The organism is Sporomusa acidovorans (assembly GCF_900101845.1).
In the GTDB taxonomy this organism is placed as follows: Bacteria; Bacillota; Negativicutes; order Sporomusales; family Sporomusaceae; genus Sporomusa; species Sporomusa acidovorans.
Genome location: NZ_FNAM01000008.1, coordinates 26,984 through 52,766 on the forward strand (window position 1 = coordinate 26,984; position 25,783 = coordinate 52,766).

The 25,783-nt window shown below is 51.6% G+C and carries 29 protein-coding genes and 4 riboswitches; all 29 genes read right to left on the reverse strand.

Annotation, left to right across the window (positions count from 1 at the left end):
- Positions 1–39: 39 nt before the first annotated feature.
- Entirely contained in the window at positions 40–780 is a 741-nt protein-coding gene (locus BLR65_RS07605) for an ABC transporter permease (RefSeq protein ID WP_093793594.1), read from the reverse strand.
- Entirely contained in the window at positions 780–1,619 is an 840-nt protein-coding gene (locus tag BLR65_RS07610) for an ABC transporter ATP-binding protein (RefSeq protein ID WP_093793595.1), read from the reverse strand. Before BLR65_RS07610 ends, BLR65_RS07605 begins: the two co-directional genes overlap by 1 nt.
- Positions 1,620–1,683: 64 nt before the next feature.
- The gene (locus tag BLR65_RS07615) at positions 1,684–2,514 is read right to left on the reverse strand and encodes an energy transducer TonB (protein ID WP_093793596.1); all 831 of its coding nucleotides are present in this window, start codon (positions 2,512–2,514) and stop codon (positions 1,684–1,686) included.
- Positions 2,514–2,924 (reverse strand): ExbD/TolR family protein, encoded by a 411-nt coding sequence (locus BLR65_RS07620; protein ID WP_093793597.1) that lies wholly within the window; start codon positions 2,922–2,924, stop codon positions 2,514–2,516. The genes BLR65_RS07615 and BLR65_RS07620 overlap by 1 nt, the downstream gene beginning before the upstream one ends.
- A complete protein-coding gene (locus BLR65_RS07625) occupies positions 2,911–3,546 on the reverse strand; it encodes a MotA/TolQ/ExbB proton channel family protein (RefSeq protein WP_093793598.1) in 636 nt (211 codons plus the stop codon). The genes BLR65_RS07620 and BLR65_RS07625 overlap by 14 nt, the downstream gene beginning before the upstream one ends.
- Before the next feature lie 32 nt (positions 3,547–3,578).
- A complete protein-coding gene (locus tag BLR65_RS30805) occupies positions 3,579–5,228 on the reverse strand; it encodes a VWA domain-containing protein (protein WP_245692585.1) in 1,650 nt (549 codons plus the stop codon).
- Entirely contained in the window at positions 5,213–5,653 is a 441-nt protein-coding gene (locus BLR65_RS30810) for a magnesium chelatase ATPase subunit I (protein ID WP_245692586.1), read from the reverse strand. Before BLR65_RS30810 ends, BLR65_RS30805 begins: the two co-directional genes overlap by 16 nt.
- Entirely contained in the window at positions 5,643–6,797 is a 1,155-nt protein-coding gene (locus BLR65_RS07635; RefSeq protein ID WP_245692587.1) for an adenosylcobinamide amidohydrolase, read from the reverse strand. Before BLR65_RS07635 ends, BLR65_RS30810 begins: the two co-directional genes overlap by 11 nt.
- Positions 6,798–6,822: 25 nt before the next feature.
- A complete protein-coding gene (locus BLR65_RS07640; RefSeq protein ID WP_093793600.1) occupies positions 6,823–7,596 on the reverse strand; it encodes a carbon-nitrogen hydrolase family protein in 774 nt (257 codons plus the stop codon).
- Positions 7,565–8,641, reverse strand: a complete 1,077-nt coding sequence (locus BLR65_RS07645) for a radical SAM/SPASM domain-containing protein (protein ID WP_093793601.1) — start codon at positions 8,639–8,641, stop codon at positions 7,565–7,567. The genes BLR65_RS07640 and BLR65_RS07645 overlap by 32 nt, the downstream gene beginning before the upstream one ends.
- 120 nt (positions 8,642–8,761) lie before the next feature.
- On the reverse strand, positions 8,762–9,745 hold the full coding sequence (locus BLR65_RS07650; RefSeq protein ID WP_169716940.1) for an ABC transporter substrate-binding protein: 984 nt from the start codon (positions 9,743–9,745) through the stop codon (positions 8,762–8,764).
- Between the two features lie 133 nt (positions 9,746–9,878).
- Positions 9,879–10,059: riboswitch (cobalamin riboswitch) on the reverse strand.
- Between the two features lie 140 nt (positions 10,060–10,199).
- Positions 10,200–10,382, reverse strand: a riboswitch (cobalamin riboswitch).
- 127 nt (positions 10,383–10,509) lie between these two features.
- The gene (locus BLR65_RS07655; RefSeq protein WP_093793603.1) at positions 10,510–11,070 is read right to left on the reverse strand and encodes a peptidoglycan recognition protein family protein; all 561 of its coding nucleotides are present in this window, start codon (positions 11,068–11,070) and stop codon (positions 10,510–10,512) included.
- 151 nt (positions 11,071–11,221) lie between these two features.
- On the reverse strand, positions 11,222–11,668 hold the full coding sequence (locus tag BLR65_RS07660) for a hypothetical protein (RefSeq protein WP_093793604.1): 447 nt from the start codon (positions 11,666–11,668) through the stop codon (positions 11,222–11,224).
- Between the two features lie 95 nt (positions 11,669–11,763).
- On the reverse strand, positions 11,764–12,102 hold the full coding sequence (locus BLR65_RS07665; RefSeq protein WP_094607932.1) for a hypothetical protein: 339 nt from the start codon (positions 12,100–12,102) through the stop codon (positions 11,764–11,766).
- Between the two features lie 25 nt (positions 12,103–12,127).
- Positions 12,128–12,478 (reverse strand): C1 family peptidase, encoded by a 351-nt coding sequence (locus BLR65_RS30400; RefSeq protein WP_211285179.1) that lies wholly within the window; start codon positions 12,476–12,478, stop codon positions 12,128–12,130.
- Positions 12,475–13,023 carry a C1 family peptidase gene (locus BLR65_RS30405; protein WP_211285180.1) on the reverse strand — a complete coding sequence of 183 codons (549 nt, stop codon included), beginning with the start codon at positions 13,021–13,023 and terminating at the stop codon, positions 12,475–12,477. The genes BLR65_RS30400 and BLR65_RS30405 overlap by 4 nt, the downstream gene beginning before the upstream one ends.
- Positions 13,024–13,051: 28 nt before the next feature.
- Positions 13,052–13,207 carry a hypothetical protein gene (locus tag BLR65_RS29615; protein ID WP_176772710.1) on the reverse strand — a complete coding sequence of 52 codons (156 nt, stop codon included), beginning with the start codon at positions 13,205–13,207 and terminating at the stop codon, positions 13,052–13,054.
- A gap of 15 nt (positions 13,208–13,222) precedes the next feature.
- Complete coding sequence (locus BLR65_RS31735) at positions 13,223–13,297, reverse strand: putative holin-like toxin (RefSeq protein ID WP_222428203.1); 75 nt, start codon at positions 13,295–13,297, stop codon at positions 13,223–13,225.
- Between the two features lie 206 nt (positions 13,298–13,503).
- Complete coding sequence (locus BLR65_RS07675; RefSeq protein ID WP_093793606.1) at positions 13,504–13,806, reverse strand: hypothetical protein; 303 nt, start codon at positions 13,804–13,806, stop codon at positions 13,504–13,506.
- A gap of 9 nt (positions 13,807–13,815) precedes the next feature.
- Complete coding sequence (locus BLR65_RS07680; RefSeq protein WP_143122526.1) at positions 13,816–14,448, reverse strand: hypothetical protein; 633 nt, start codon at positions 14,446–14,448, stop codon at positions 13,816–13,818.
- Between the two features lie 68 nt (positions 14,449–14,516).
- Positions 14,517–14,678 (reverse strand): hypothetical protein, encoded by a 162-nt coding sequence (locus tag BLR65_RS29620; protein WP_169716941.1) that lies wholly within the window; start codon positions 14,676–14,678, stop codon positions 14,517–14,519.
- Positions 14,679–14,709: 31 nt separating this feature from the next.
- Positions 14,710–17,466, reverse strand: coding sequence for a TonB-dependent receptor plug domain-containing protein (locus BLR65_RS07685; protein ID WP_245692588.1), 2,757 nt, complete (start codon positions 17,464–17,466; stop codon positions 14,710–14,712).
- Between the two features lie 162 nt (positions 17,467–17,628).
- Positions 17,629–17,829, reverse strand: a riboswitch (cobalamin riboswitch).
- 62 nt (positions 17,830–17,891) lie between these two features.
- Positions 17,892–18,413: a hypothetical protein gene (locus BLR65_RS07690; protein ID WP_093793608.1), complete on the reverse strand. Its 522-nt coding sequence runs from the start codon at positions 18,411–18,413 to the stop codon at positions 17,892–17,894.
- A 150-nt stretch (positions 18,414–18,563) separates the two neighbouring features.
- Entirely contained in the window at positions 18,564–18,764 is a 201-nt protein-coding gene (locus tag BLR65_RS07695; RefSeq protein ID WP_093793609.1) for a hypothetical protein, read from the reverse strand.
- Positions 18,765–18,845: 81 nt separating this feature from the next.
- Positions 18,846–19,379: a helix-turn-helix transcriptional regulator gene (locus tag BLR65_RS07700; protein WP_093793610.1), complete on the reverse strand. Its 534-nt coding sequence runs from the start codon at positions 19,377–19,379 to the stop codon at positions 18,846–18,848.
- A 331-nt stretch (positions 19,380–19,710) separates the two neighbouring features.
- A riboswitch (cobalamin riboswitch) is annotated at positions 19,711–19,916 on the reverse strand.
- A 152-nt stretch (positions 19,917–20,068) separates the two neighbouring features.
- A complete protein-coding gene (locus BLR65_RS07705) occupies positions 20,069–21,502 on the reverse strand; it encodes a WD40 repeat domain-containing protein (protein WP_093793611.1) in 1,434 nt (477 codons plus the stop codon).
- A 3-nt stretch (positions 21,503–21,505) separates the two neighbouring features.
- Entirely contained in the window at positions 21,506–22,393 is an 888-nt protein-coding gene (locus BLR65_RS07710; protein WP_093793612.1) for an energy-coupling factor transporter transmembrane component T family protein, read from the reverse strand.
- Positions 22,341–24,062 carry an ABC transporter ATP-binding protein gene (locus tag BLR65_RS07715; RefSeq protein WP_093793613.1) on the reverse strand — a complete coding sequence of 574 codons (1,722 nt, stop codon included), beginning with the start codon at positions 24,060–24,062 and terminating at the stop codon, positions 22,341–22,343. Before BLR65_RS07715 ends, BLR65_RS07710 begins: the two co-directional genes overlap by 53 nt.
- A gap of 4 nt (positions 24,063–24,066) precedes the next feature.
- Complete coding sequence (locus BLR65_RS07720; RefSeq protein ID WP_093793614.1) at positions 24,067–25,710, reverse strand: hypothetical protein; 1,644 nt, start codon at positions 25,708–25,710, stop codon at positions 24,067–24,069.
- Positions 25,711–25,783: the final 73 nt, after the last annotated feature.

Genomic DNA, 25,783 nt, shown 5'->3' on the forward strand with positions numbered 1-25,783 from the left:
TTTTTAAATTTACTATTACTAAAGGCAAATCCCCTCTGATTACTCGCGCACCTTTTCCATGGTCCAGACACTGATAGCCAGCAGCACGCCGATATACACCAGCATAACCAGCCAGGACATGCCCGACGCCTCACCGCCGCTGCCGATGGCTCTGAGGGCATGACTGGCATGAGTCAGCGGCAGCAGCTCCAGTACCCACCGGACCATGACCGGCAATTTGTCAATGCTGAAGAAAGTAGCGCAAAGAAACGACATTGGCAGCAGCACATAGGTACTGAAATTCCCCATATCTTCATGGGAATTAATCAGCATCGCCGCCACAAATCCCAGGCTGGAAAAGACCAAACAATTTAAGATAATGGCAAGCCAAAATAGCATATTTATTTGAAATTTAGCTCCAAACGCATAAGACAAAAGAATAATAATGGCAGAGGAAATCATACCGCGCAAGGCTCCTGCCAATACCTTGCCGGTGATAAAAGCAATAGAACTAATCGGGGCAACTAAATATTCCTCCAGCGTTTTATGATATAACCGGCTCATATTAAGCGGCGAGGCGACTGAGTTAAAGCTAATATTCATAGAATTGAGCGCCAAAATGCCCGGCACAATATAATCCAGATAATTGCCCTGGCTGACCTGTACACTCCGGCCTACACCCCAGCCAAAAGCCACCAAGTATAAAACCGGCGTGATCATGCGGGAAAAGATAAAAGTTCCCAGCCGCCGCTGCAGCACAATCCAGTCCCGCCAAAACACCGTTGCCATATCCTGTAACATTAGCCAGCCACCTTTCTGCCAGTCAACTCCACAAATACATCTTCCAGATTGGAACGCCTAATAGTAGTTGTCATCGTCAATTTTCCCGCAAACGCAGCCGCTTCTTCCCGGGTGTGAAAAAACTTGGTTTGGCGGCCTTCATCAATATTCCACTCCACCACATACACACCTAAACGCCGACATAAGGCCGAGGGACTGTTAAGGGCAATCAGCCTGCCTTTTTCCAGAATGGCCACTCTGCCGCATAAAAACTCGGCTTCCTCGATGTAATGGGTTGTCAGCAGGACGGTCAGCTTGTCACCCGCCATGCGTCTGATTAAATCCCATAACCGTCGCCGAACCTGAGGGTCAAGGCCGACTGTCGGTTCATCAAGAAACAATACTTGCGGCTCATGTAACAGCGCCCTGGCAATCATCAGCCGCCGCTTCATACCGCCGGAAAGGTTCTGTACCTTATCATCGGCCCGCTCGGCCAGTTCAACATATGCCAAGAGTTCACCTATACGCTGCTGGCGTTTTTTCTCCGGGATATGCTGCAGCCTGCCATGCAGTTCCAGGTTTTCCTGGGCAGTCAAATCGGTATCCAGATTAAAATGCTGCGGTACAATGCCAATTATCTGCTTGATTTTTTGCTCATCCTGCGGCAATTGCCAGCCATTAATATTTAGCGTACCGGCGGTAGGGCGGGTTAGCATGGTTAACATCCTGATCGTTGTCGTTTTGCCTGCTCCGTTTGGTCCCAATAGGCCAAAAATTTCTCCTTGCCCAATATTCAGCGAAATTCCATCAACCGCGGTACGTTCACCAAATTTTTTGACCAAATTGCTTATTTGAATCATGTTACAAACCTCTTACCCATTAAAATTGTTCAGATTTTCGTACAGATGGAATCCCCCTATAAGATCACGAACTAAGTTCAAAATTTATCGGCACTTTAACTGTACAAGCAATTTTTTGTCCGGTTTCCCTCACCTTAGCCGGCACAAACCGCCAACGCTGAACGGCTTCCACAGCAGCCTCATCCAAAAGGTCTGAGCCGCTGCTGCTGATGACACTCACCTCACCGGCACGTCCATTCTCCAAAACTTCCACTCTAATCACTACCGTGCCTTCAATGCCTGCCTGGCGTGCTGCTTCCGGATACGGCGGTTTCCGTTGCGAGAGAATGCTGGGGCGAATAATGTCCGAGCCTGAACCTGAGCCTGTGCCTGAACCTGAGCCTGTGCCTGAACCTGAGCCTGTGCCTGAACCTGAACCTGAGCCCGAGCCTGAGCCTGAGCCTAAATCCGAACCTGCGCCTGTGCCGTAGCCGCCTGACGACGATTCCCCGGCGCCACTTGCGGCGTTACCGGCCGGGACAATAGCGCTGGTGTCAACAGACTCGAGCGACATGCTACTGACAGCCACTACCGCCTCTACAGCCGCAGGTTCCGCCATCGCTGCCTGCGAAAACGGCTGGGCAACTTGCTGCATAACTGGCAGTGCTGCCGGCTGCTGCGGCTGGTTTGCCGGTGCCGCACTGCTTGCCGCCCCCTGGTCAGGTAAGGATGCTCCCCCTCCCCCCTGCGGACTATCCGGCTCATTTGACAATTCCAGCTCAATTAAGGTTTCCGGCAGCTCCACAGGCACCAAAGCCTTACTCACCATCCAGCCTGCACCTGCTAACACAATAACATGCAGTATAACCGAAACAATCCAGGCTTTTTGCCAGCGTGAACCTCCCTCCCGCTTCATTATTTATCCTTCCTTTCCGTCGCAATAGCCACCCGGTGCGCCCCCGCCAGTTTCAATTCATCAAGAACAGCCACAACCTTGCCATATTCCGCCATTTTGTCGGATCGCAATACGAAAACCACATCGTTTTGTTTGCCAAGCTCCATTTGTACCCGCTTCTTTACCAGTTCCAGCGGCACATCCTCCTGATCAAACATAATCCTGCCGTCTTTCGTAACAATAACAGCCACACTGCGCGGCCTCTCGCTCTGCGCCGAAGCCGCCTGCGGCAAATTAACGGGAATAATCTGCTGATCAACCATATAGAGGGTACTCATAATAAAAAATACCAACAAAAAGAAAATAATATCAATCATCGGAATAATCATTAGCTTAGGCTGGTGTTCTGACCGCAAGTTACGCAATTTCATGATCTTGCTCCTGTTTGACGTGCCCGATAATCACCAGACAGGTCTGCTCAATCTGAGTAATAAACTGGTCCAACCGGTGATTAAAATAACTGTAAACAACCATCGACAAAGTGGCTACACACAAACCGGAGGCGGTCGCGACAAGCGCCTCGCCCACGCCGCCGGTTATGGCCTGCGGCTGACCGGCTTTGATATTCATGACACTGAACGAGCTAATCATCCCGACAACGGTTCCCAGGAGACCTAACAGCGGCGCAATCGTAACGATCGTATCCAAGTGACTTAAATTGGCCCGCAAATTGGCAACAGCCAACGATGCTTCTCCTTCAAGGACACTTTCCATATTCCGGCAGCCGCACCGCCAATAACCAATGCCCTTAGCAGCCACCATGGCGGCAACGCCTTGGGTTTTACAGCATAACTCACCGGCTGCCGGCCAATTGCTCTGTTCCAGCAAAAGCGTCAGCTGCCCAATAAACTTGTGCATATCGGTGTTCATTTTTCTAAAGTATAAAAAACGCTCCACGCCAATTGATACCACTATCAAAGAACAGGCCAGAATCAGGTACATGACCGGCCCGCCTTTATGAAACACACTAAAACATTCCGCTATAAAGCTCATTTCTTCTCCTCCGTATTCCAGCATGCACATTGCTAAGACAAATTCTTAACAATATACATAATGTTCTGTTCCGATAATTCCTGCAGGCTGTAGTAGGCAGAACCCATCTTCCTGGCCACATTCCGTGCCAGACCCAGCTTAACAAAATCCCGCTCGGTATCAATGACCACACTCTGTACGCCTACCCGATTGATTTTTTCCGCTGCTTTCAAGGCTTCGTCCATTCCGCCACCACCGCCGGTGACGGCAGCATTGGCCCGTCCATCGGTAACAAGTACCAATACCGGCTTCATTTCCCGGTCTTTTTGCCGACGAGAGGCCAGCACTTTTAGAGCTGTTGACAATCCTGCCGCCAGCGGCGTTTTTCCGCCTGTCGGCAGGCGGCGCAGACATTTTTGCGCCAGATCGACACTGCGGGTAATGGGCAACAGCACCTCGGCGGTATGCCGCCGGAAAGCAATCAAGCCTACCTGGTCCCGCTTCTGATAGGCATCCTGCAGCATGGAGCACACGGCCCCCTTGACAGCCCGCATCCGCTCACGCGCCCCCATGGAGCCACTGGCATCCACAACGAAGAGGAAGGTGCTGCCGATTCGCTTTTCACGGATTTTTTGCCGCAAATCTTCCTGCTCAATAGCAATGGCGCATTTGTTTCTCTTACGAAATCTCTGATAAAGCACAGCCGCCCGTAAAGTAGCGTCAAAGGCTAAATCGGTCACCGGCCCATGTGGGATAGCGGAACGCACATAACGTCCCTGCTTACTATCAGTCCGAGTTAAACTGCGTTTGCCGCTGCCGCGGCGCTCCTGGCGATCCTGCGCCAACGATAAGTCTATGGAAATAAAGGGAAAAGTTGTGTCAATATCCGCCACTTTTTCCCGATCGCTGCCCTGATTTTCCGGCTGCCCGCCAGACAGTTCGTCCTGTTTCTCCGGTTTTTCCTGCTCCTGCCGCTCTCCTGGCGGAGGTGGCTGATTATTGTGCTGATCATCAAAAGAATCATCAGGCGGTCGTTCCTGGTTTTGCTCTTGCTCCGGCGATTCGGACGGAAAAGGCTGTTCCTCCTGACGCCTGCGCTGCGGCAGTACATAACCGGCGGCTTCATCGAGATCTGCCGGCAGCAAATAAGTGCGCCCGGCAAGGGCCGCAATACCCCGGGCAGCTTCCAGCAAGAACAGTTCCGCCCGGTGACCTGCCGAATGGGCTTTGGCACACATTTGAGCGGCAAGCAGCATCATGGGTTCAGAGATAGCAATACCGGGCAACTGCTTTTTAGCAGCCGCCACCTGCCGGCTGATTGATGCCGTAGCCGCCGCATAACGCCGCACAAACTCTTCCGGGTTCGCTTCATAGTCAAGAATACGCCGCATAATTTCTGCCCGTACGGCCGCGTCCTGTTCGCTGCTGACAGCGGCATATAAACCAAACCGGTCCAAGTCCTGCGGTGACAGGGCTCCCTCTTCCGGATTCATAGTACCGATGAGAATACAGGCGGCTTCCTGCACACAGGAAATTCCTTCGCGTTCCACCTGCTGCTGCCCGGTGGCCGCCGCATCTAAGAGCGCTCCTAAAAAATCGCGGCGCAATAAATTCACTTCATCAATATAGAGGATATGCTTATGAGCCCTGGCAAGTATGCCTGGCAAAAAGCGGCGCTCGCCGCATTCTACGGCATACTGCATATCAAAATATTACGGTTCGCCTGGGCCAAAATGCCGGGGTCAAATTTCTTTTCCCCTTGTTTAATGGCATGTTCGATGTCCAGTGTGCCAACCACCCGGTCCTCTGTCGCGCTGACAGGCAGTTCTACCACTCGCATTTTGACTGTCTGCACCGGCAAACCATTTTCCTGTCCCGCCTTGTCCCGGCAATTGTCGCATAAATGGCCGCTATCGGCCGGATCGCAATGAAACGGACAGTTTTTACTTACCGCCATGGCCGGCAATAAATCAGCCAGTGCTCTAACAGCCGTAGATTTAGCAGTACCTTTTTCCCCTTTGATCAATACCCCGCCCAACAATGGATTAATTACATTTAAAATAAGTGCCAGCTTCATGTCCTCTTGTCCGACAATAGCAGTAAACGGATACACAGCCTTATGCTTCACCTTCGCTCAACTCCCCGTTGGCTTCCCGGCATTTTGCTCTAAGAATATTGATCAGCAAAATTGTCCAGAATTTTAAACAAGCCTCTACGCTTGCCTCGGCGATAACCGGCGCTTCCACCCCAAATTTGCCGGCTGCCGCCCTAAGCAGTTCATTGCCGGCCTGCCGCACTTCCACAGCGGATAATAGCTTCCACTGGAATTCATCTAAAAGATGTATATACAAAGCTGCATAAGTTACAACATAACCGTCTCGATCGACCTGATAAAGTACATCCATAAATTTAGGCTTACTAACCGCCTTAGCGTTACCGCCGGCATAAGCCTGCCACAAACTTTCTTCCACAATACCGTACCGTTTAAACCGGCGCAGCATACTGTGCTGCTGCCGCGGCGACAATTTAGTCTGCTTACATAAGGCCTCTTTAACTGCCGGCAGCACCGTCCGGCCGATCAGTTCCCCCAGCTTCGAGTGCTTGCCGGCGCTTTCCAGATAGAGCGACGAAGCAGGATTGGCAATCACAATGGTCTGGTCGGTGCCTGAACCGGTAGCCAAACCTGTCGAGTAATGGCTGCCAACCATCAATTCCTGCAATGCCGCTGTCTTCGCCTCCGTACAGGTAACCATAGCCCGGTTCAAAATTCCCGGCGGCAAATCGGCGTCAATGACCAGCATAATATTTATGGTGCCGGGTTTTTCCACCGCGCTTTTGTCGATAGGCTGAAAATAATCGGTCGGATCACCGACCCGTCCGCCATTAACCTCCACGCCGCCGGTGACAATGGCCGTTACCGTCAGATTCTCATAGCACTCCGTATATATCGCCACATTTTCCATAGAAGCCGCCGTGCCCATGCCGGCAGTTGTCGCCGGGTCAAGCCCGATTTCCTCGGCAATCAGCCGCATATGCTCCTGGTAAGTAGGCGCGCGCATCGTACAAGCCATGCCGGCACCGGGATTGCAGTCATTGTTAAATACCGCTGTCAAATCCTCCCGGTAACCGCCGTTGACAACAGCCGTACTGCTTACCTTGCGCGGTTGTTCAAACGGAATCACGATGCTTTTATAATACCGGTAAACCGAATCACCGGTTGCTAAGGTGCATAATTTCAATGCTTGCTCCCTCCCCTGTATCCACAAATTCATGTCTAATCCTCTTTTCGCTTTGCAATTATATTGGCAATACGGCAAACTGACCCGGGCCGACGCACTCTTTGGCAAAATCCCAGTCAAATACAAGAACCGCCGGCTTGCCGGCATAGGCCAGCCGCATTTCTCCGGAAACGACTACCGCGCTTTGCGCATGGGTAAAATCCAGTCGCTCCTGCTTGCCTGTCTGATTACACACCCATAGCGCACGCCCGCTGGCCCTTGAAGCCCTTTTCCAGGCGTTTTCCGGCGGGCCGCCGCAGCCATTGGGCGGCCAGGCGGCAGGAACAACCAGGATCTCGGCGCCTTTACCGGCCAATTCAACGGCATTTTCTGCATACCAGGAGTCGGCGCAAATCAGAATGCCAGCCGTTCTGTCCCCGCATTTTACCGGCTCCAGCATTTCTCCTTTTGCCGCCCAGCCTTCGGAAACGCCCTTATGGGCTTGTTTTTTCCGGTGACGGCCAATTACAGTGCCATCAGGGCCAATCACCAGGCAGCTGTTATAATGCTTGCCTGTCACCGCATCCCGCTCGGCACAGCCTAAGAATACCGTCAGCCGGTGTTTAGCTGCCGATTTTAGAATAGGCTCAATCTTTGCTGAGGGCTGAACCGGCACTTCAATGAGCTTGCTTTCCCGCTCACAAGCAAAAAAATATCCCTGCACCGCCGTTTCCGGTGTAACAACCCAGCTGGCTCCCGCTGCCGCCGCCACGCCAATACCCTCGCTTAGAATCTCCAGATTGTGGCTTTCCGGACCGCCACTAACATCTACATGCAGCAACGCAACTCTCATCTATTTTTCTCCCCTGCCCTTCATGCTTTAGATACCATTCAATTGCCACCTGTTTTAAGGCGCATTCGGCGGCATAACCCTGACTGCCGCAGCCTGCTCCGTACCAACGGGCAAAACAGGCACCGCCGCACAGTGAAAAAGAGGGACATCGCCGGCAAAAACTCATTTCATTGGAAATTAATGCCGCTACTTTTTGCTGTCTGGCAGTATCCAGCCCTGTTTTCACATGCCCCAGGTAAAAATCCGGCTGACCCGCCAGCGAAGCACAGGCATATAAACTGCCGCCTGCATCAACAAAAACCGCCTCGCCATTCATTGCGTGGCAGTGGCCAAACCCCTGCATTCGATTGTTCGCCAGTTTATCTACCCGCTCAATCTGAGAAAACAGAATAGTTCTGTCGGTCTTTTCCGCCAGATCTTTTCCTGTCTGAAACGCTTCTTCCACCCCCTGCCATACAGCCTCGGACGAAGGTGCCGCCATCCCGGCGCCCCTTCCTTGAGCGCGCAACAGATCAAAGCCAATCCGCCGGATATTTCCCAGGTAATAGGCCATTTCCACCAGGCCGCTCAACTTAGCTGCATTTTCCCGGGTAACAACACAGGTAATGCCGGCGGCCATACCTTGTTCCGCCAGCTTGCAGACACCGTTAAGAATCTGGCTGCAAGTTCCCCGGCCATCCGGCAGGCAACGCTGCCGGTCATTACTGTCCAAGCGTCCGTCAAGACTGATCCCGATGCCTACCTGGCCGGCTTTCAAGACGGCGGCCATTTCTCTGGTCAGCAGTGACGCATTGGTCTGCAGCTGCATAATAACAGGCAGGCCATTTTCCCGTACATAGCGAATCACTGCCTGCAGAACCGGAAAATTAAGCAAAGGCTCACCGCCGCTAAACTGCAGGGCAAAAGGCTGCCCGTCGGCCGCCGTCAATTCCAGGGCAGCAATGGCAGTGGCAGTATTCATGGTTTCTGCGGGATGTTCGGCATAACAATATTTGCAGGCAAAATTACACTGTCCGGTCAAACCCAAAATCAACATACTCAACATACGTTTTGTCCATCACTCCGTTCTTTCACTCACGACAATCAACATTCGTTTCCGGCAATACGCGCCCCCAAATGCTTAGTCTCCCAGTTTCCCTCTATAATAAAAAGAAAAAACTTAGTTTTATTCATCCTTAACATAATCCGGATAAGCAACCCTGGCTACATCCCATACACCTTGCACAATATACTGCGATGTGCAAACCAAATGACTATCAGGCACCGAAATCAGCTTGTGCCGGCGAATGGCTTTTACCCCTTGAAGAGCCGGGTCTTCCTGTAACTCAACGGCCAGTTTTTGCAGATCGGTTTTGCCGGCATAGTCCCAAAGAGGGAGCAAAATTATATCAGGATTAACGGCAACAAGCTGTTCTTTCGTTAAACTGTCATTCATCTCCAAACCGGCAGCAGCCGCACCGTTCACCACACCGGCATGCCGGCAGATATCGTCAAAGGTACTGCCTTTGCCATCGCTTCCCCCCATTACGGTATACCGGATGATCACCTGCCGTTTGTCGTCAGGAACCTGTTTTACCTGCCCGGCAATTTGCGCCAGTTGTTGATCCATTTCGGCTACCAGACGGCTGCCGGCCTCGTCCTCACCAACCACCTGGGCGATAGCCATAATCGCTTGTTTGATCTCAGCAATGCTGGTCGGCATTTTATAGACATACACGGGCATCCCCGTCTCCCGCAGTGTTTGTATTAATTCGGGCGGCTGCCAATCAGAAATAATCACCAGATCAGGCTGCAGGGCAATAACACTTTCGGCATTAGCCCGTATTTTTCGCGAAACAGCTTTCGCCTGCCCGCTAATATTGGAAATACCGCTGTCATCAGCCAGATAGGTTAAGGCGGCAATGCGCTCCGGCGCTACCAAACCCATAAGGATTTCATCCGTGCTGCTTAACAGGGACACAATTTTTTGCGGTTTCTGCGGCAGGGTAAGCACATAACCCGTACTGTCTGTAAATTGGCCGCTGCTGACCGGCGGTTGATTGGGAACCTGACTTTTCCCGGCACAGCCGCCGGCAAAAGCTACCAGCAATCCCAAAAATACAATGATACCCGTTCGTATGGCGGAATATTTAACGAACCTTGCTGACATCGTTTCCATCTCCTTAAGTCGTGTGTAGTTAAATAAAAATAGACCTCCCTTATCGTGAAGGAAGGTCTACCGGCTGCAAATTTGACAAAACCTGTGCCTGCTATAATCCCCTCCCCATACCTCGTGGGTAAAAACGGTGACTGTTAGCTAGGCAGTTCTCCTGACTCCGGTTCATGGCTTACTCAAACCTTCCCAGAAAAAAATCTTCCAGTGGCATCTCTTGAGTATGCTCCCCATTACAGTGGCGGGACCGCGCCGGTCTTTCACCGGTCTTCCCTATTAAGCCTGTCGGCGCCTAGCTCTGTCGCTATGTTATTGTCAAAAAACTCCCGGACGCCGAAGCAGCCGGGAGTTTTTTCTACAGTAGGCTAATAAAAATCTCCTGATATAAAAATACCAGGAGTGAATTCAGCCACTTGCTGTAATCCCCTCCCCATACCGCGTGGGTCAAAAAACGGTGATTGTCAGCTAGGCAGTTCTCCTGACTCCGGATCGTCGCTCGCTTAAACCTTCCCAAGACCTGTTGTCCCAGTGGTATATCTTAAGCTTGCTCCCCGTTACAGTGGCGGGACCGCGCCGGCTTTTAACCGGTCTTCCCTATTAAGCCCTAATTGGCACCTAACTCAAAAATATAAATTTACTAGTATTGTAATTTTTATACTACAGAAAAACCATGATCTTGTCAATACATAAAATCCTACTATTTGCCAGCACGGGGGAGCATTCCGTTGCTTATGCATCTATATAATTCCCACAAAGAGTTCCTATATACCGTTTTGTTGATACCAATTTGCTTTGCCCCGCAACGTATTGCCGCCGCTCATCCATTTGTCGCCATTTTTTAGGATTGCCAGGTCCCAGCGTTCGCAAGTCGTCGCCGGACCATACCCGTCAAGGTCGGCTGCCTCCGCGTGCGTCATAACATGGTCAGCATCAATAGGAATGTCCAGAACGTCAGCGATTACCGCAATCACCATGGACATACTTTCAATCTGCGCATCTGTCGGCGGCTCACCGCCTAAATCGTTTACCGTGGCAAAAGCGCCACACGCCAGCACAATGCCAACCGCTCCGCTATTTCGGCGCCAAGTATGGGATAGCACGGCGGATAAATCATCGGTCGTGGCATACATACTGCCATCCTCATCAATACTGATATGATAATCGTCATAATGCTGGTGATAATGGCCGGCGGACCAGTGCAGGTATAAAGTTGCCTCCCGCTCCAACGCCTGAGCCGCCTGCGAAATTTTCTTCCTGGCGGCAATCGCTAACTGTCTTACTTCGGCAAGCGTTATCCGCCGCCCTGGCACTATTTTACTCATAATTTACTCCCTCTGCACGCTGTCGTTTCAATAACCATAAAACAATTTGAAGGGTTAACGTGCTTATCGCCCGTCAAGCCCTTCAAATTCTTTAAACAGTCAGCCTTGCAGTTCATCGCCAACCCTGGTCCCCGGATAACGGACAACTACATCACTGGATTTCAGCATTCATGACCAGAGCAATAATCTGATCGGCAATGGCCGCCTCATTCAAATCTTTATTTGCCAAAAATGGCGAAATTCGCCGCGAAACCGTATCAGGATCAAGTGCCAGCACCCTGTCATTCAACCACTGTGGATTTTCGCAGGCCTTGCTGCCCGGTTTGCTTTGAAAAGCTATCCGTTCTTCATACTCCGCTTTCAATGCGGCTGCCACCCGGGTTTTATCCACATAGGTCAGATCATCGGACTTAAAGACTGCCAGCATGACTGTTTTCAGGACAGCATCGCCGTCAGATTTGTTGGTCATGCCCTTTTCAATCGCCGTATCCATAAGACTGCCATAGTCGTCAAAATACCGGAAATCATCCCGGTACAAAGCCGCTTCGATCAGGAACAGCATATAATCGTAACCGGTAAGCGGTTTAGCCGATTGCAAATCATCCCCAAACTGCAGCTGAAAATTTTTTACAAATAATTTTTCCGTTTTAAACGTAGCCGCATCGGCGGCAATAACAGCAAAATAGCCGTTTTTCAGCGATAATACGGCACCAGGTTGGTTAAAGAATAATTGAGTTCTATCCCTTTCCCCAGAGAATTGCCGTCAAGATTTAGCGCGAGCGGCCCGGCAAGGTAGGGTAATTCCTGCGCCGCATTGGAGCCAAACTGCAGCTGCACGCTGGAAGAGACTACCGGGACATAACTGCGGAACAGTTTACGGTCGTCTTTTAAGAACATGTCCGCCAGCCGCAGGCGGAAATAATGCTGCCCCTCCTTAAATTCAATGGTCTCTATATCGGCCGGGCCAGGAGTAAACACAGAATGTCTCGCTTCCGTTTTTATTAAATTGTTAAACCAATCAAGAATACTCATGTTTCTACGGCCCTTCTTTCCTATATTAAATACCAAATTGATCTGCTTCCAGCCATTCCATCGTCAGCAGCGACCAAAAATCACTCGCCAGCTTATTCAGAACATACGCGTACGGCAGCCAGCCATAGCCCGCCTCGCCCCAGGCACTGCCCCAGGAATTGCGGATCAAGAGAGCGCCGCTAGTTTCCTGGTTGTACCTGGTATTTTTGATGACGACAGCATCATCATAGCCCACGGCAGCCACCGCGTGCCCCCACTCAGCCTGTTCGACCGCGCCGGGGTAGGGAATGCCGCCGGCCACATCCGACTCGGCAAACGAAGGAAAGCCGTAAAAACCGAGCATCGCCGGAATACTGGCAGCCAGATATTTTTTCACGCTTGCCAACACTTCCGCCGGGGTTTTAGCGCCGCCGGCCGCGTCGTGGCAAAAATACTGCAGAGCCTCATAGTTGTCGTCACGGCGTAGACGAAAGAGGCCGGCTCCCTGTCAAACGCTGGCGCCTTGTCGGTATAGGGCCAGTATTTTTCCGGCGGCACGCCGCACAAGGCCAGCGCGCCCATCGTATCCCGGATATACGTTCCCTGATCGCCGGTTACGCCCTGGAGATTACGCGCATTTTTATAAATAAACAGGCGGGAAGCGGTAATGCTCCGGGAATAAGAACGGTTTTCAAAATACTCGATAATGCCTACCGCCGCGTGGGCGGTGCAGGCACCCAGTTCCCCCTGGTCCTGCACCGGTGAGCACCACTGCCGCAGATCCACTTGCTGCGGTAGCGGGACCGTATCGTCGATCCCCAGCTTTTGCAGCGCGACCGCCAGTTTCGGGTGGGCCTCGTCATAGTCGCGCAGATCAGGCAGCGGCGGCCGCCAGCCGGTCCCCAGCCGCCTGTTGTCAGGCAGTATTACCCGCAGATTCATGGGATTGCCTCCTTATCACCACATTTTATCAGAATTTTTTTCCTTTCCGTTTTTCCAGGCGTTGCATATTTGGCGGTGTAAATGTATAATATAAAAAGGCTGACGTGCTCGACACACGCCAGCCTGCCAGGCTGCCTAACCGGTAACGGTTAGCCCAGCTAACGGTATCAAGAAATAACCGCATCCTTGGCCGGGGCGGTTATTTCCGGTTTATAATGAGCACAATCAGTGACGCAAATGCTATCATGAGATACATTGCCTCAAAGATTGACATCCCTACCACCTCCTTCCCGAAAAAGGAAGGAGCTAACCGTCGCAGCTCAGCCTGTATTACTATTATATCACATTTTCCAATTAAAGGAAGTTATTCCTTTTCCGGCTTGCCCGCCGGAGCAGACCGCCCTCACAGGATGAGGGCGGCTTTTTGCTCTGCTCTTGGCTGGGCATAGCGCTAAACCACATTCCAATGACTAGGCAACGCTATTTTTTCACCGCGAGTTTTTCCGCCAGTTCGCGGGCCAGACGGATATGGGAAGCGAGAGATTTGGCCACATGCGCCGGCCGCGCTGCACTGGCAGCAGTCAACGAGGTGTCGGGCGCAATGAAGCAGGCCGAATTGAGCGCGGTATAGCCGGTGCTGCCCGCCAGATTGCTGGTGCTGAAGCTGGTCGGCGTCGCGCCGGTGGTTGTCGGCAGCGAACCGTAGACGTCAATGCTGTTGCCCTTGATATACCAGAGCCGCGTCGGCGAGGCTTCGGCTTGACCCCCATAAGTAGCCCGCATTATTGATGCTCACCGCTTCTGTCCAGTTGCCGGCGATGCCAGGTTGGCCACCGTGCTGTGATAAATTTTTCCTACCAGTTTGGCATAGCTGCTGTCGTAATAGCCCAGCAGGATATAGGCGTTGCTGCCGTTGGCAATCGAAATATCGCGGAAATCGCCGCTCATCCCGGTAGCCAGCGATACGTTGGCAGCAGTCATGCTATTGTTGCTGCCAATGGTGACAATGCTCAGGCAGGTGGCGGTGTTGTAGTTGCCGCCATTTTGCATGCCGCCCAGCGCGCAGATATACAGTTTATTCTCATACAGTTCCAACGTAAAGGCATTCTTGCCGACCCGTACATAGCTCTTATATGTTAAAATGCCGTCATCTTCGTCTATTTCGTATTGGACCACATAGCTGTCGTCATAGGTGGAATATCCACCGCTGGGATTGCAGGTGTACAGCGCATAAAGATACCCGTTATAGACCGCCAGCCCTTCGCCGTGATAAGATGCCCCCGTTACTGCCAGGGAAGACAGGAAATCATAGCTGGCCGTTTGGCTGTAACTATTACTCATATCGACAAGCGCAATTTTGGCCAAATCATAGCCGGTAGCATAGAGATAGCTGCCGGAGGTTGCCACCGCGTGCAGATTAGCCACGGCCGACCAGGTCTGGCTGGCCAGCGGGCTGGTCCAGGTCCCCTGCGGAGCGATGATCTGGTTGGCTTTTAGATCAGTCGTGCTATACGTATACTGCCGCAGTACCAGACGGCTGTTAAGGCCCTGGAAGAAGTTGAAGAAGGCGGCGTCGCTGTTTTCCACTCCCTGTTTTTTATTTTTCGGCTATTTTCTGCTTGGTCTTCCCGTGCCGCGTAACCTAGCCAGCCCATTGGCCTCACCCCCTTTACAGGCTGTCCCTGTTTAAAAATTGTACTGCAGTGTCGTGTAATAGGTACGCCCCTGATAGGGGTACTCCATGTTATAAATGTAATTTCCATTCCAGCCCCCTTTGACTTTCGGGCCAGCATTGCAGAGGTCGTCGACGCCCACGACCAGTTCCACATCTTTGCGGAATTTATGCTTGACCCCCAGGCCTACCGTTGTCAGCGACTCTATGGCGTCATTGTCGTAGGTACTGTAGGAGGTATACATTTTTCCGACATATTTGACTTCGCCGAAGATAGAGTTCCTATTGTCCGGCCGGTAGGTCAGCCGCGCCGAACCTTCCCAGTCCGGCGTATAGCTGGTATGGATGTCATAGTAGGTATTGTCGCCGGTGGCGGAGGTATCACGGCGTTTGGCTTTGGTGTCCATATAGGTGGCCGCCAGATTCAGATCCCATTTCGCCCAGCTCAGGTTGGTCTGCAGTTCCAGCCCGCGGACCCGTCCTTCGGCGCTGTTGCTGTAGCACCAGTAGTCGTAGCCGTAGCGCCAGAGCTGCAGCAAATTTTTGGCATTGCGGCCGAAATAAGTCAGTTGAATATTGCTGTCCGCCCCCAGCAGGCGGTTATTCCAAATGGCGGTCACGTCCCACTGCTTGCCTTCCTCCGGCAGCGGGAAGGACGATACCAAGCTGCCATTCTTGTAGATTGCCGGTGCCGGCAGGATGCCAGCGCCGTCGCCGGCGATCTCATAGAGATTGAGCAGGCGGTAGTAACTGCCGCCGGTGGCCCGCAAGGTCAGGTGGTCGTTGACCTTTTTTTTCAGGGCCAGCTGCCAGGTCGTTTTGCCGGAGGTCTGCTCGATCTCCTTGTTCCACTGGTGCTGCGCGTCATAGTCCAGCGGGTTGGAGCCGTAGGTGGTGCTGGAGTTGTAGCGGATACTCGGGGTCAACCACAGATCGCCGGTGTCGTTCAGGGTAATGGTGTCCTGGAGCTGCAGGTTCCAAAGTTCCTGGGTATAGTAGGTGCGGTACCGCACCGGGTCGGGATTGGTGCCGTCGGTTACCAGCGAACCGCGCACATGCATGCTCTCCTTGGAGTAGCTGAGTAGGAACTCCAGCAGATGGCGGTCACCGGCTTTATATGTCCCGTCAATGCTGCCGCCCCAGCGCTGGGAGTCAAACTCGCTCCATTTGCGGAAAGGTGTCTTCCAATAATAATCTACAGAATCATAAACGGAAGGATAGCTGCGATAACTTTTAGTGGAATCCAGATAATTAACCGACCAGCCCCATTCCAGCTTGCCCACCGTATCCCGGCGCCCAAGCTGCAGTTCCTTGGTAATGATTTTTTGCTTCTTCTCCATGTTAATAATTCTGGTATCTTCGGCATCTACATACGCCTCGTTATGACTACTATCTGGCGTCAGCGGATTGGGCAGATGACGGTCGATCTCCTTCCAGGTGGCCTTGGCCGTCCAGTGATCGTCCTGCCATTTGATGATAGCGTCGGTGTTTTTGTAGTCGTTGTACTTGCGGTAGCGTGTCCCGTCGCCCAACTGGTCTTTTTTGGCCTGATCGGCAGCTTTTTGCTTTAACCATCCTTGATAATCTGTGCTTGTAGAAGAATCTACCGAGTTAACTATCTTTGTCGTTTTGGTCTCCGCTTTGGTAGCATTACCGGAATACTTTGTATAGTAATAATCATAAACAGTTTCATAAAGGTTGGTCTTACCATCCCCATCATCATCTCCATACGCCCACGTCTTCCATGCATCAAGATTTGCTGCATAATAAGACGCTTGGGCATTGGTCAGAATGCCATAGCCCGAAGATGTATTTCCAACACTGTCTGTCCACGTAGACCCAAATTTAAGGATCGACTGAGTATGCCAAAGGGCCATGGTTGTGTCCATCAGCGCCATATCCTTATCCAGGTCAGCCACCGCCAACGAACTCGAGTAGTTCGTATAGGGGAAATCACCGTCGCTTTGCTCCCGGTTGACGCCCACCATCAGACTGCCCTTGCCCAGCGGGGCGTCGACTTCCAGGCTGCCCTTGTAGCCGCCGTAAGAGCTTTTGCCGACCGAGGCGCTGATGTCTGATTTGGTCGGGCGTTTGGTCACGATGTTGATAACACCGCCCATGAAGGTGCCGCCAAACCGCGCCGGGATATAGCCGCGGTACACCTCAATGCGTTCAACGTTCTTAATCGGAATGGTGGAGATATCGGCGGCCGCATCGCCGCCCAGCGTGAACAGCACGCCGTCGACGAACACCCCGACCTGAGCGGCCGTCGAGCCGCGGACGCTGACGGTGGTGTACTGCCCTTTGCCGTTAACTTCCCGGACATGGACGCCCGGTACAGTTTTTAAGAGTTCGGCCAGGGATTTCTGTTCGCCGCGGTAATCCGACGGCCGGATGACAGTCACCGTCCCCGGCGACAGTTTGGACTCCCAGTCCGGCCGCGGCGCCTCGACCGTCAGCGCCGGCAGGTCATATTCCCCGGCCCCTGCCTTGTCACTGCCGGCCGCATCGCCTGCTGCCGCCTTGGCTTGTCCGCCTTCCGGCGTTTTTGCGGCTTCACCTGCCGCCGGCGCCGCTTTACTGTCCGGTGCAGTTTTCTGCGTTGCCTGCACCGGCTCGCTGCCGCCTGCCCCTGCGGCTTCGCCGGCCGTTTGCACAGACTCGTCGCCGGCCGCATACGCCAGGCTGTCAAGCTGCTGCGCGGTGCCCAGCGACAGCGCACAGGCGACACTCACCGCCAGGGCTTTCTTCTTTAACCTCCATGACCTCACTACAAAACCTCTCCTTTTTCAACTGTATGAAGTTTTTCAGCTTCATACATAACATAATAAGAAAAACTCCCTTGCGGGAGTTGATCCGGTTACGTCAGCGACCTCATACCCTAGCCGGCCGTTTGCCGCAATCCCCTCCCTATCGCTCGTAGGTCTATTGTAACGGTGATTGTCGTACAGGCAGTTCTCCTGGCTCCGGTTCATTGCTTGGCCAAGCCTTCCCGGGATTTCTATCCCAGTGGCAAGTACAGTCTTTTCGGCCGTACTTTGGCTTTGCTCCCCATTACAGTGGCGGGACCGCGCCGGCATTGCACCGGTCTTCTCTGTTAGGCCCTTGCGGGCACCTGTACCCGATATGCTGTTTTCCCGTGTTTCCGTATTTCCGCATAAATTAGTTTCCGCTCGCGTCGGCGCAGTGGCCGGAGCTATTGGTTTCTGTCATAGTTTTGCGCAATGTAGTACATCGATTCCGCAAAGGTCTTAGGCGTAACAGCAACAAAACTGGCGGTTTTTTTGGTGTCTTCCAGCACGATTCCCCGTTCGCTCACTACCTTGGTCGCGGTTACCGCATACCGTTTAGCTTTTAGTTGAAAAACCATCTCCATTTCGCTGGCGGCGACCTTATCATCTTTGCCGAGTTTTTCTTTATATCTTTCGTTTAGCTTGTCAATGATTTTCGGATCGGCAAAAATGGTTCTTACCAGGACATGCACCAGGTTTTTATCGGTTTCATCGACGTGCAGCGATTGATTGTCAAACAAGTACAGGCCAATGTCATTGGCGAATACTCCGGACCAGCGCTGCCGTTCCAGTTCTTCCGCTGTTGGTTTCGGCCGAACGCTAAGTTCCCAGTCCAGCGGAGATTTTTCCGCCTGTTCGGCGGCCCAAACAGGAATACCGGGATGTAACATACACCATAGGAGTGCTAGTAGTAATAAGTTCTTCATCGCCAAGCTCCTTCTATAAATTCGTCCTGCGGCAGGCAAACATGCCGTTTTGCCGCTGTTCCTGATAATTCCAAATGTCGCTTATATTTCCATACTATCGCAAAATACGACAGCCTATAACTACCTCAAATGAGGTAGTTTAACTATTTACTAAGCTTTCTCATTTGTTTTACATTTGGCACCAAATTCCACATACCCCTCCAAAACTTCTATAATCAATTGTTCCTGTACACCGTCGTCATCAGCCGGACCCTTCTCAATAGCATCGCTGATCATTTGTTTTATCTGGTATTGATGATAGCCATAACTCAACAGTTTATTAACCAGCATTTCAATTTGGTCATGTTTCATAACACACATTACCCCTTACTGATTCAAGATTGGTATGTAAAAAACATCGCCTTGAGTTTATTCAGAATTTTTGACTATGCCTCAGGTAAGCGTACTACTATTGTCAAAGTGGCAATATTTGCTGATAAGTTCAGCCCGGGAGCTTGTCCCCGTTTTGGCAAACAGGTTTCGAATGTGCGATTTTACGGTTTCAAAACCAATGCTCAGCATTTCACTGATTTCTTTATTGGTTTTTCCGGCAGCAACCGCCCGCAGAATTTCTTTTTCCCGTAATGTAAGCACTACTTTGTTTCTTGACGCAAGCTGCTCATCCACTCGATAGTCAAAAACTATCATAATAAAGCTTTGCTCTGCTGAATAAAACGAAAAACAGGTAAAATTAATGACTGCCGGTTGCCGGCTTAACGTACCGCTATAATTAGATAAACTTGTTTCCTTGGCCATAGCTTTAAAATGCCGGCAAACGCCTTTTAGCTGCTTGTACAAGCCTGTGACGCTGTTGCCAAGCAACTGTTTGGCCTTATTATTCGCGTAAATAATTTCAAATCTGCAGTTAAAAATACAAAACCCTTGCTTAGCCTGATCAAAAATCTCCCAATATTTTGACCAATACATCTTTTCCCTTACCTTCAGTCTTTGTCGTTTAGAATTACCACCATTCCGCTAACGGGTGGATAAAGATCTGCAAACGGATAGATTTCATAACTTCAAAAAGGTTACTGTTTCCAGGTACCTAAGATAACTTACACCATGTGAAGATCCCTCCTTTTGTACTGATCAAAACTGTGTCACCTCCATATTAAGTTTGAAAGCCAGTTGTCCTATGCGGCTATTAGATGAAAAAAGCTCCCGTTTCAACGACGGGAGCAGCCTCAGTATCAACTGTCACTAGGGTTAACCCCTACTTACAGTTTTCATAATCTCCTCCCCATCATTCGTAGGTCACACGGCGATTGTCAGACAGGCAGTTCTCCTGGCTCCGGATCACAGCTCACCCGCGTCTTCCCAAAGCTATGCTTCAGTGACATGTATGCGGATTTACTCCCCGTTACAGTGGCGGGACCGCGCCGGCATCACACCGGTCTTCCCTATTAAGCCCTCAGGTTGTCAGCATCACAACTTTCAACAGGCACCTATCCCTGCAATATTCTCTTTTTTGAACTGTTACATTAAATTCCATAGTTAAACTTTAAAAGTTTCTTACTACCAGATTAATCCATTTGAATCGAAACGTAAATCCCTCAAATGAGGTATTTTTCAAAAAATTCTACACCTGAGGGGTTTTTACAGTAATTATTTTATATTTAATGCAATACTTTTGTTTCCGCTTTTGCCAGCAAAATCAGCTTATACTCGCCGATGACCTGCCCGTCATCCAGTTGCAGGGGCGCTTCGACAGCCGCCGCATAGCGGCCGTCGGCACTGATGGCAGCGGCAACACAGGGACCTGCGGTAGCAGCATAATCGACAAGACGTGTCTCGGGGATTGTCACAATATATAATCCGTGTACTGACGGGTCTTTGGAACGGACATTTCTGCCCACCGCTAAGGCTGCCAGCTTGTTGCCGGCGGCGATTTCCTCAATCATACCGCCAAACTTATAGTTATTCATTAGCTTGCCCTGCAGGTCGAATACAAACAGGCTGTTGGAGTTGGGGTGTTCGACCGGTGTCGGCAGTTGCCAGTTGGCCCGGTTGTAGGTATTGCCTGTTGTAAAAACGGCATACTCCCCGATCATTCGGCTGTAATTACCGGTGGCGTTAATATATACGCCGCCAATTTTTTGCGGCTGGCTGATACTGCGCCGCCATAATTCCTCTCCCCGCTCCCCGTCAAACAAAAAACAGCGTCCGTCGCTGGCAATAGCGGCGGCATACCGACCGTCAGGCATCATATCCGGACTTGTGCGCATCGTGACATTCTGATAGGGCGGAACTATGTCCACATAGTTACTCCATAGTACGTTTTCCAGCTTACCGTCCAGGCAATATAAGTTCCGGTCATAGGTATATTTCACCGCATCGAAATTAGCTGCCGCAAAAGCAATTTTTTGACCCGCCGCATCCACAGCGATCCAGCTCACCCAGGCATCAAAATTGTGATCGCCGGGAAAAATTTCTATCCGTTCCCCGGCAGGCGTAAATTTGTAAATGCGCCCCACATACTCGTTACGTCCGTCCGCATGTTTAATATACCGCTGCGCCACAGCGTAAATCATCCCGGCAGCGTCTGTCCGGACAGCAACGACTCCGGGATAGGTTTTTTCTTTAATGTCAACCCCCAGTTCAACCGCACTGGACTGACGCCATTGCACGTGGCCGTCTTTGCTGTTCAGACTGATCAGGCAGCCCTGCTGGCTGGTTTCACCAACAAGCAGCGAACGTCCGTCCGGTGAAAATTCCAAGGCAGCCAACTTGCCCAGTCCCATATTTTTACGCCAGACAAGCTTTCCCTTAGTATCATAAAGCAACACTTCCCCGGTTTCCGAACCGACAGCCAGAAACCGCCCATCTGGCGAAAAGCGGATAAAGCCTTTATTAAAACCCATCCGCTGATAATTATATACCTCGATCTGCCCTAATACGGTTTCCATTACTTTGACATAAGCACCTGTTTGCGTGCCGCTGGGTTTGCCGGCGAAGCCGGCCTGGCTGTTCATGCCAAAAATATATACAGCTAAAGCGCCAAGCGTACCAATGAACAATAGGGCGATCCCTGTCGTAATTAGCTTTTTCATACCTTACAGCCACACTTTCATCCAGTCATATAGCTTGCGCCAGGAAGGCAGATAGAAAAGACCGTTAAACTGCAATACATCCACGGTTTTAAGCAAAATAATTCCGATTATTATCAATAACAGACCATAGCAGAGAAACCGCTCCCCCAGCGGCCATGCCGGCAACGCCACTTGTGGCACTTCCCGGCCAAAACCACGACTTTCAACCGAGGAAGCCAGCGTTGCCGCCCGGCGCAGCGTCCGTGCCAAAATAGGAAACAAGGTTTGAAAAGCGGTTTGCAGCAGGCGCCGGGGGGACACGGTTCGAAGAGGGTTAAATCCTCTTAATCGCTGAGCCGTCAGCACCACAGCCGTCTCTTGAAAAATAACAGGCAAAAACCTGAGGCCGGTGACCAGCATAAAACCTAATTCATAAGGAAAACGCCAAGCCAGCAGGCTGCGCAGCAGCTGCCTAGGGTCCGATGTCCAGTTAATCAACAGCCCCAAGGTTAGCGTGGTACCTGAACGCAACGCCTGCACAGCGCCATATTCCAGTCCCTCCCGGTAGATGTATACCCCGCCGGTCAATGCGCCAATAACCGGTGTTGCCGGTGGCAGCAAGCAGGCAATCACCGTGCGCGGCTCCCTGCTGTAAAATAACGCCTGGCTTGCCATCGAACCCCAGATGCCAAGCAGGATAAACACCATAAGAATACGCCATCTGGCAAGGGAAGACCGGGCAAACGCATGCAACAAAAGAGCCAGGCAAAATAACAAAAAGAGCGACTGCGGACTATCCACCACTAAAACCGCGGCTGCGAGCAGAACAAGCAGCACCATTTTTGTCCGGACGTCAATTTTATGAAGCAAAGTCTGTCCGGGGGAAGCCTCCCAGACATTTCTGTCGTACATAGCCTACCACCTCCTCGACAGTAAGCGCCGTCCCACCGTACAAAGCCTGTGCCGTAAGCAGCGCGGCAGGCGCTTTGAGTCCGGCTGACTCCAGCATAGCCTGATCCTGAAAAACGGCAGCCGGCACATCATCGGCCACAATCCGTCCCTGCCGCATAACGACAATACGGTCGGCAAACCGTGCGGCCACCTCCGCATCATGAGTACAAAAAACAATGGCGCCGCCGGCGCTGGTATATTCTTTAAGCAGCTGCGCAATATCTTCAATATGCCCGATATCCTGGCCGGTTGTCGGTTCATCCAACAGCAGAATGGCAGGCTGACAGGCCAGTACGGCGGCAATCGCCACCCGCAGCCGCTGACCCCGGCTTAAGGCCAAAGGAAAATCCGTCTCCAAACCGGTTAGGCCTAATTTTTCCAACAGCAACTGACAGTATCCGCTCCAACCACAGCTATCTCCCTTGCGCTGCTGCAAACTAAAGCCGATTTCCTCCTGTACGGTATTATTGAATAACATAAAATCCGGATTTTGTAAAACCATACCGACTGCTGACGACACACCTGTAACCTTTTTCCCCAATACATGGATCTCCCCGGCCGCTGGTTTCAGCAAGCCGCCAATGAGATGCAGCAATGTCGACTTACCGGCGCCATTACTCCCCATAAGTGCAATAAACTGCCCGGAAAAAACGGTAAAATCAATGTTATTGAGCACCGGTTGCGCCGGTCTATTATAAAAAAATGAAAGCTGCCGAACAGCAACAGCCGCCTGTCTAAGAGGCTGCTCTTCTGCCGCAGCCTGCTTAGGCAAGGCAGCCGGCAGCTCATAAGCAGACACACGGTAACGCTGCCGGATGGCAGCCACGGCATCACCGATATCGGCCGAACGGGCTGCAATTCCTAATTGGTGACAAATCATAACAGGCTGCGGCAGCCTGAGACCGTAGGCGGCAAACAGTTCCGGGCGGCTATAGGCCGCTTCGCGCCCGCCCTGCCAGATAAGCTTCCCGGCCTCCATAATGGCAACCCTATGGCACAAAGGCAATACCTCATGCAGCCGGTGCTCTACCAGGACAATGGTAATTTCCCGGTCAATGTTGAGCCGTTTCAATACGGCAAGCAGTTCGCCTGCTCCCTGCGGATCCAGTTGGCTGATGGGTTCGTCCAGAGCCAGCACTTTAGGCTTCGCCGCCAATACAGCCGCTACCGCCAGCCGTTGTTTCTGGCCGCCTGACAGCGCATGTACGCTCGTCTCAGCTTTATCCAACAAGCCTACCAGTTGCAGTGCTTCCAGGACCTGCGGCTTAGCCTGGACGAAGGGTATTCCCATATTTTCCAGAACAAAATTCACTTCATCAAATACAGTTGTTGAGAAGATTTGATCATCCGGGTTTTGAAACACCATACCTACCGTATGGCTCATCGCCGCCACGGACAGACTGCGCGTAGACTGACCGCAGACAATAATCTCTCCGTCGAGTTCACCACCGCTTTCATGAGGAATCAGCCCATTAAGCATTTTTAGCAAGGTACTTTTTCCACAGCCTGTCGCCCCTGTGAGCAGCAAAAATTCTCCCGGCAGAATCCGTAGGCTGAACCTATTGACACTGGGAGCATTGCGGTGCTTATAAGTAAATGAAACATTGCAAAATTCCACCATACTATCCATTCAATCAGTCCCCTCCCACTCTGGCTAACCGGTTGCCTAAGAACATGCCGCAGACAGCGCCAACCGCCGTATAGATAAAGCCGTTTATAACCAGGACCATGCCGATATACCAGGCGGCATAATACAGGCGATACAAAAACGCCATAGCCTGCAACCCCACATAGGTCGAGATCATATCAGCCGCGCCACAGCTAACTGCCAAAAGAAGCATCTTGCCCACCGGCAGGCTGTCCTGCTCCCGTTTTTGCAGCCAGCTATACATGCCGCTGCCATAAATCATGATTTCCAGCAAAAGAGCCTGCAAACTATAGGACAACAGACTGATGGGGGAAACTTGTCCGAAAGCCAGCATACCTAACAGCATCCGGACAATAGTCATCAATGCCACAACACCCGGACGGGGAATGAGGATAATGAGCGCGACCACCATCATGTAGAGAAATACACCACTAAATAAGCCGGTAATCAAAACACTAAACGGCCCCATTACTATATGAAAAAAATCATTTGCTAACGTAGACGGTACCGTTACTATCGCAAACGCCGCCGCACCAAACAGTGCGATCGTGACCAGCCAGCGTGTTTTTAACAGTGTCAGCACCTGTCGCAGCCGCCTAACGGCAACAAACAGGCCCGCAAGCACCGCCAATACGGCTATGCTGACTACGGCCATCGCCCTGTTGTCTTTTTTCACAACAGTAAGCGGTGCTTCATAGACCAGTGTCGACGTTACCCCGTCATGTAACTCTGCCTGCAGCAGATAGTCCCCGCCGGTCAAATCACGTTCATCCGCATACACTGGAATTTGCAGCCGTTGCCGCTCATCGCCGTTTATGGCCGTAAATACTTCTAAATAATTTTTTTGGCTGTCCAGAGCACCGCCGTTAACATCTTCATTGGTCGCACCGGGGGTAAACAGGCCGTTCACCGGTTGATGGCTCACAGCATCCAACAGTCTGACGGTAACTACTACCAATTTTTGCACACCGGCAGAGTTGGCAATATCCACGCCTAGATGTGTCACCGGATGAATGGCTTCAATCTCCTGATTAGAAGCCCCCTTGCCTGCCAATAAATTTTTATAATAGTCCCATTGCCTGTCCCTCAGCACCAGGGTATTGCGTCCCATACGTTCATCGGTCTTGCCGTCTTTGTCCAACGGTAAAACAATACCGGCTATTGTAAGAGCCGCAGCAGCGTTGCCTTTACCTTCTGTCACAGTAACAGGCACCTGTTGTGTAATTGTTCCTGCCGTGATGGCCGCCTGGTATCTGCCAGGCGGCAAGTCTGCCGCCACCTGCAAGGACAATAAGTCATACCACTGACTGTATCCCCCTGCCAGCAGCACGTTTCTAGTTAAAACATACCGGTCTGCCGACTGGTTGATTTCCCAGTTTGCCTGAGTACCTGCCGGTTGGAAGCCAGGCGGCAGGCTGATGGTGACGACTGCCTCTTGGGCGGCGGCGTTGCGATTTTCAATACTGAACAGGGCTGCCGTCGGTGTGCCCGGCGCAACCGAGTCCCTGGCCTTACCCAAATAATAGGGAAACTGGCAGGAAAACGACAAGCCATCTTTAGCGTGACCGGCAATTGCCACTAAGACCAATAGTACTGCCAGCAAGCCGCTCAGTGCCCTTTTGCTAGGCAAGTTCTCCCCTCCTTTAAAACAAAGAAATAAAAAATGCATCCCCTACTATTAGGAGATGCATTTCGGGTCTGCT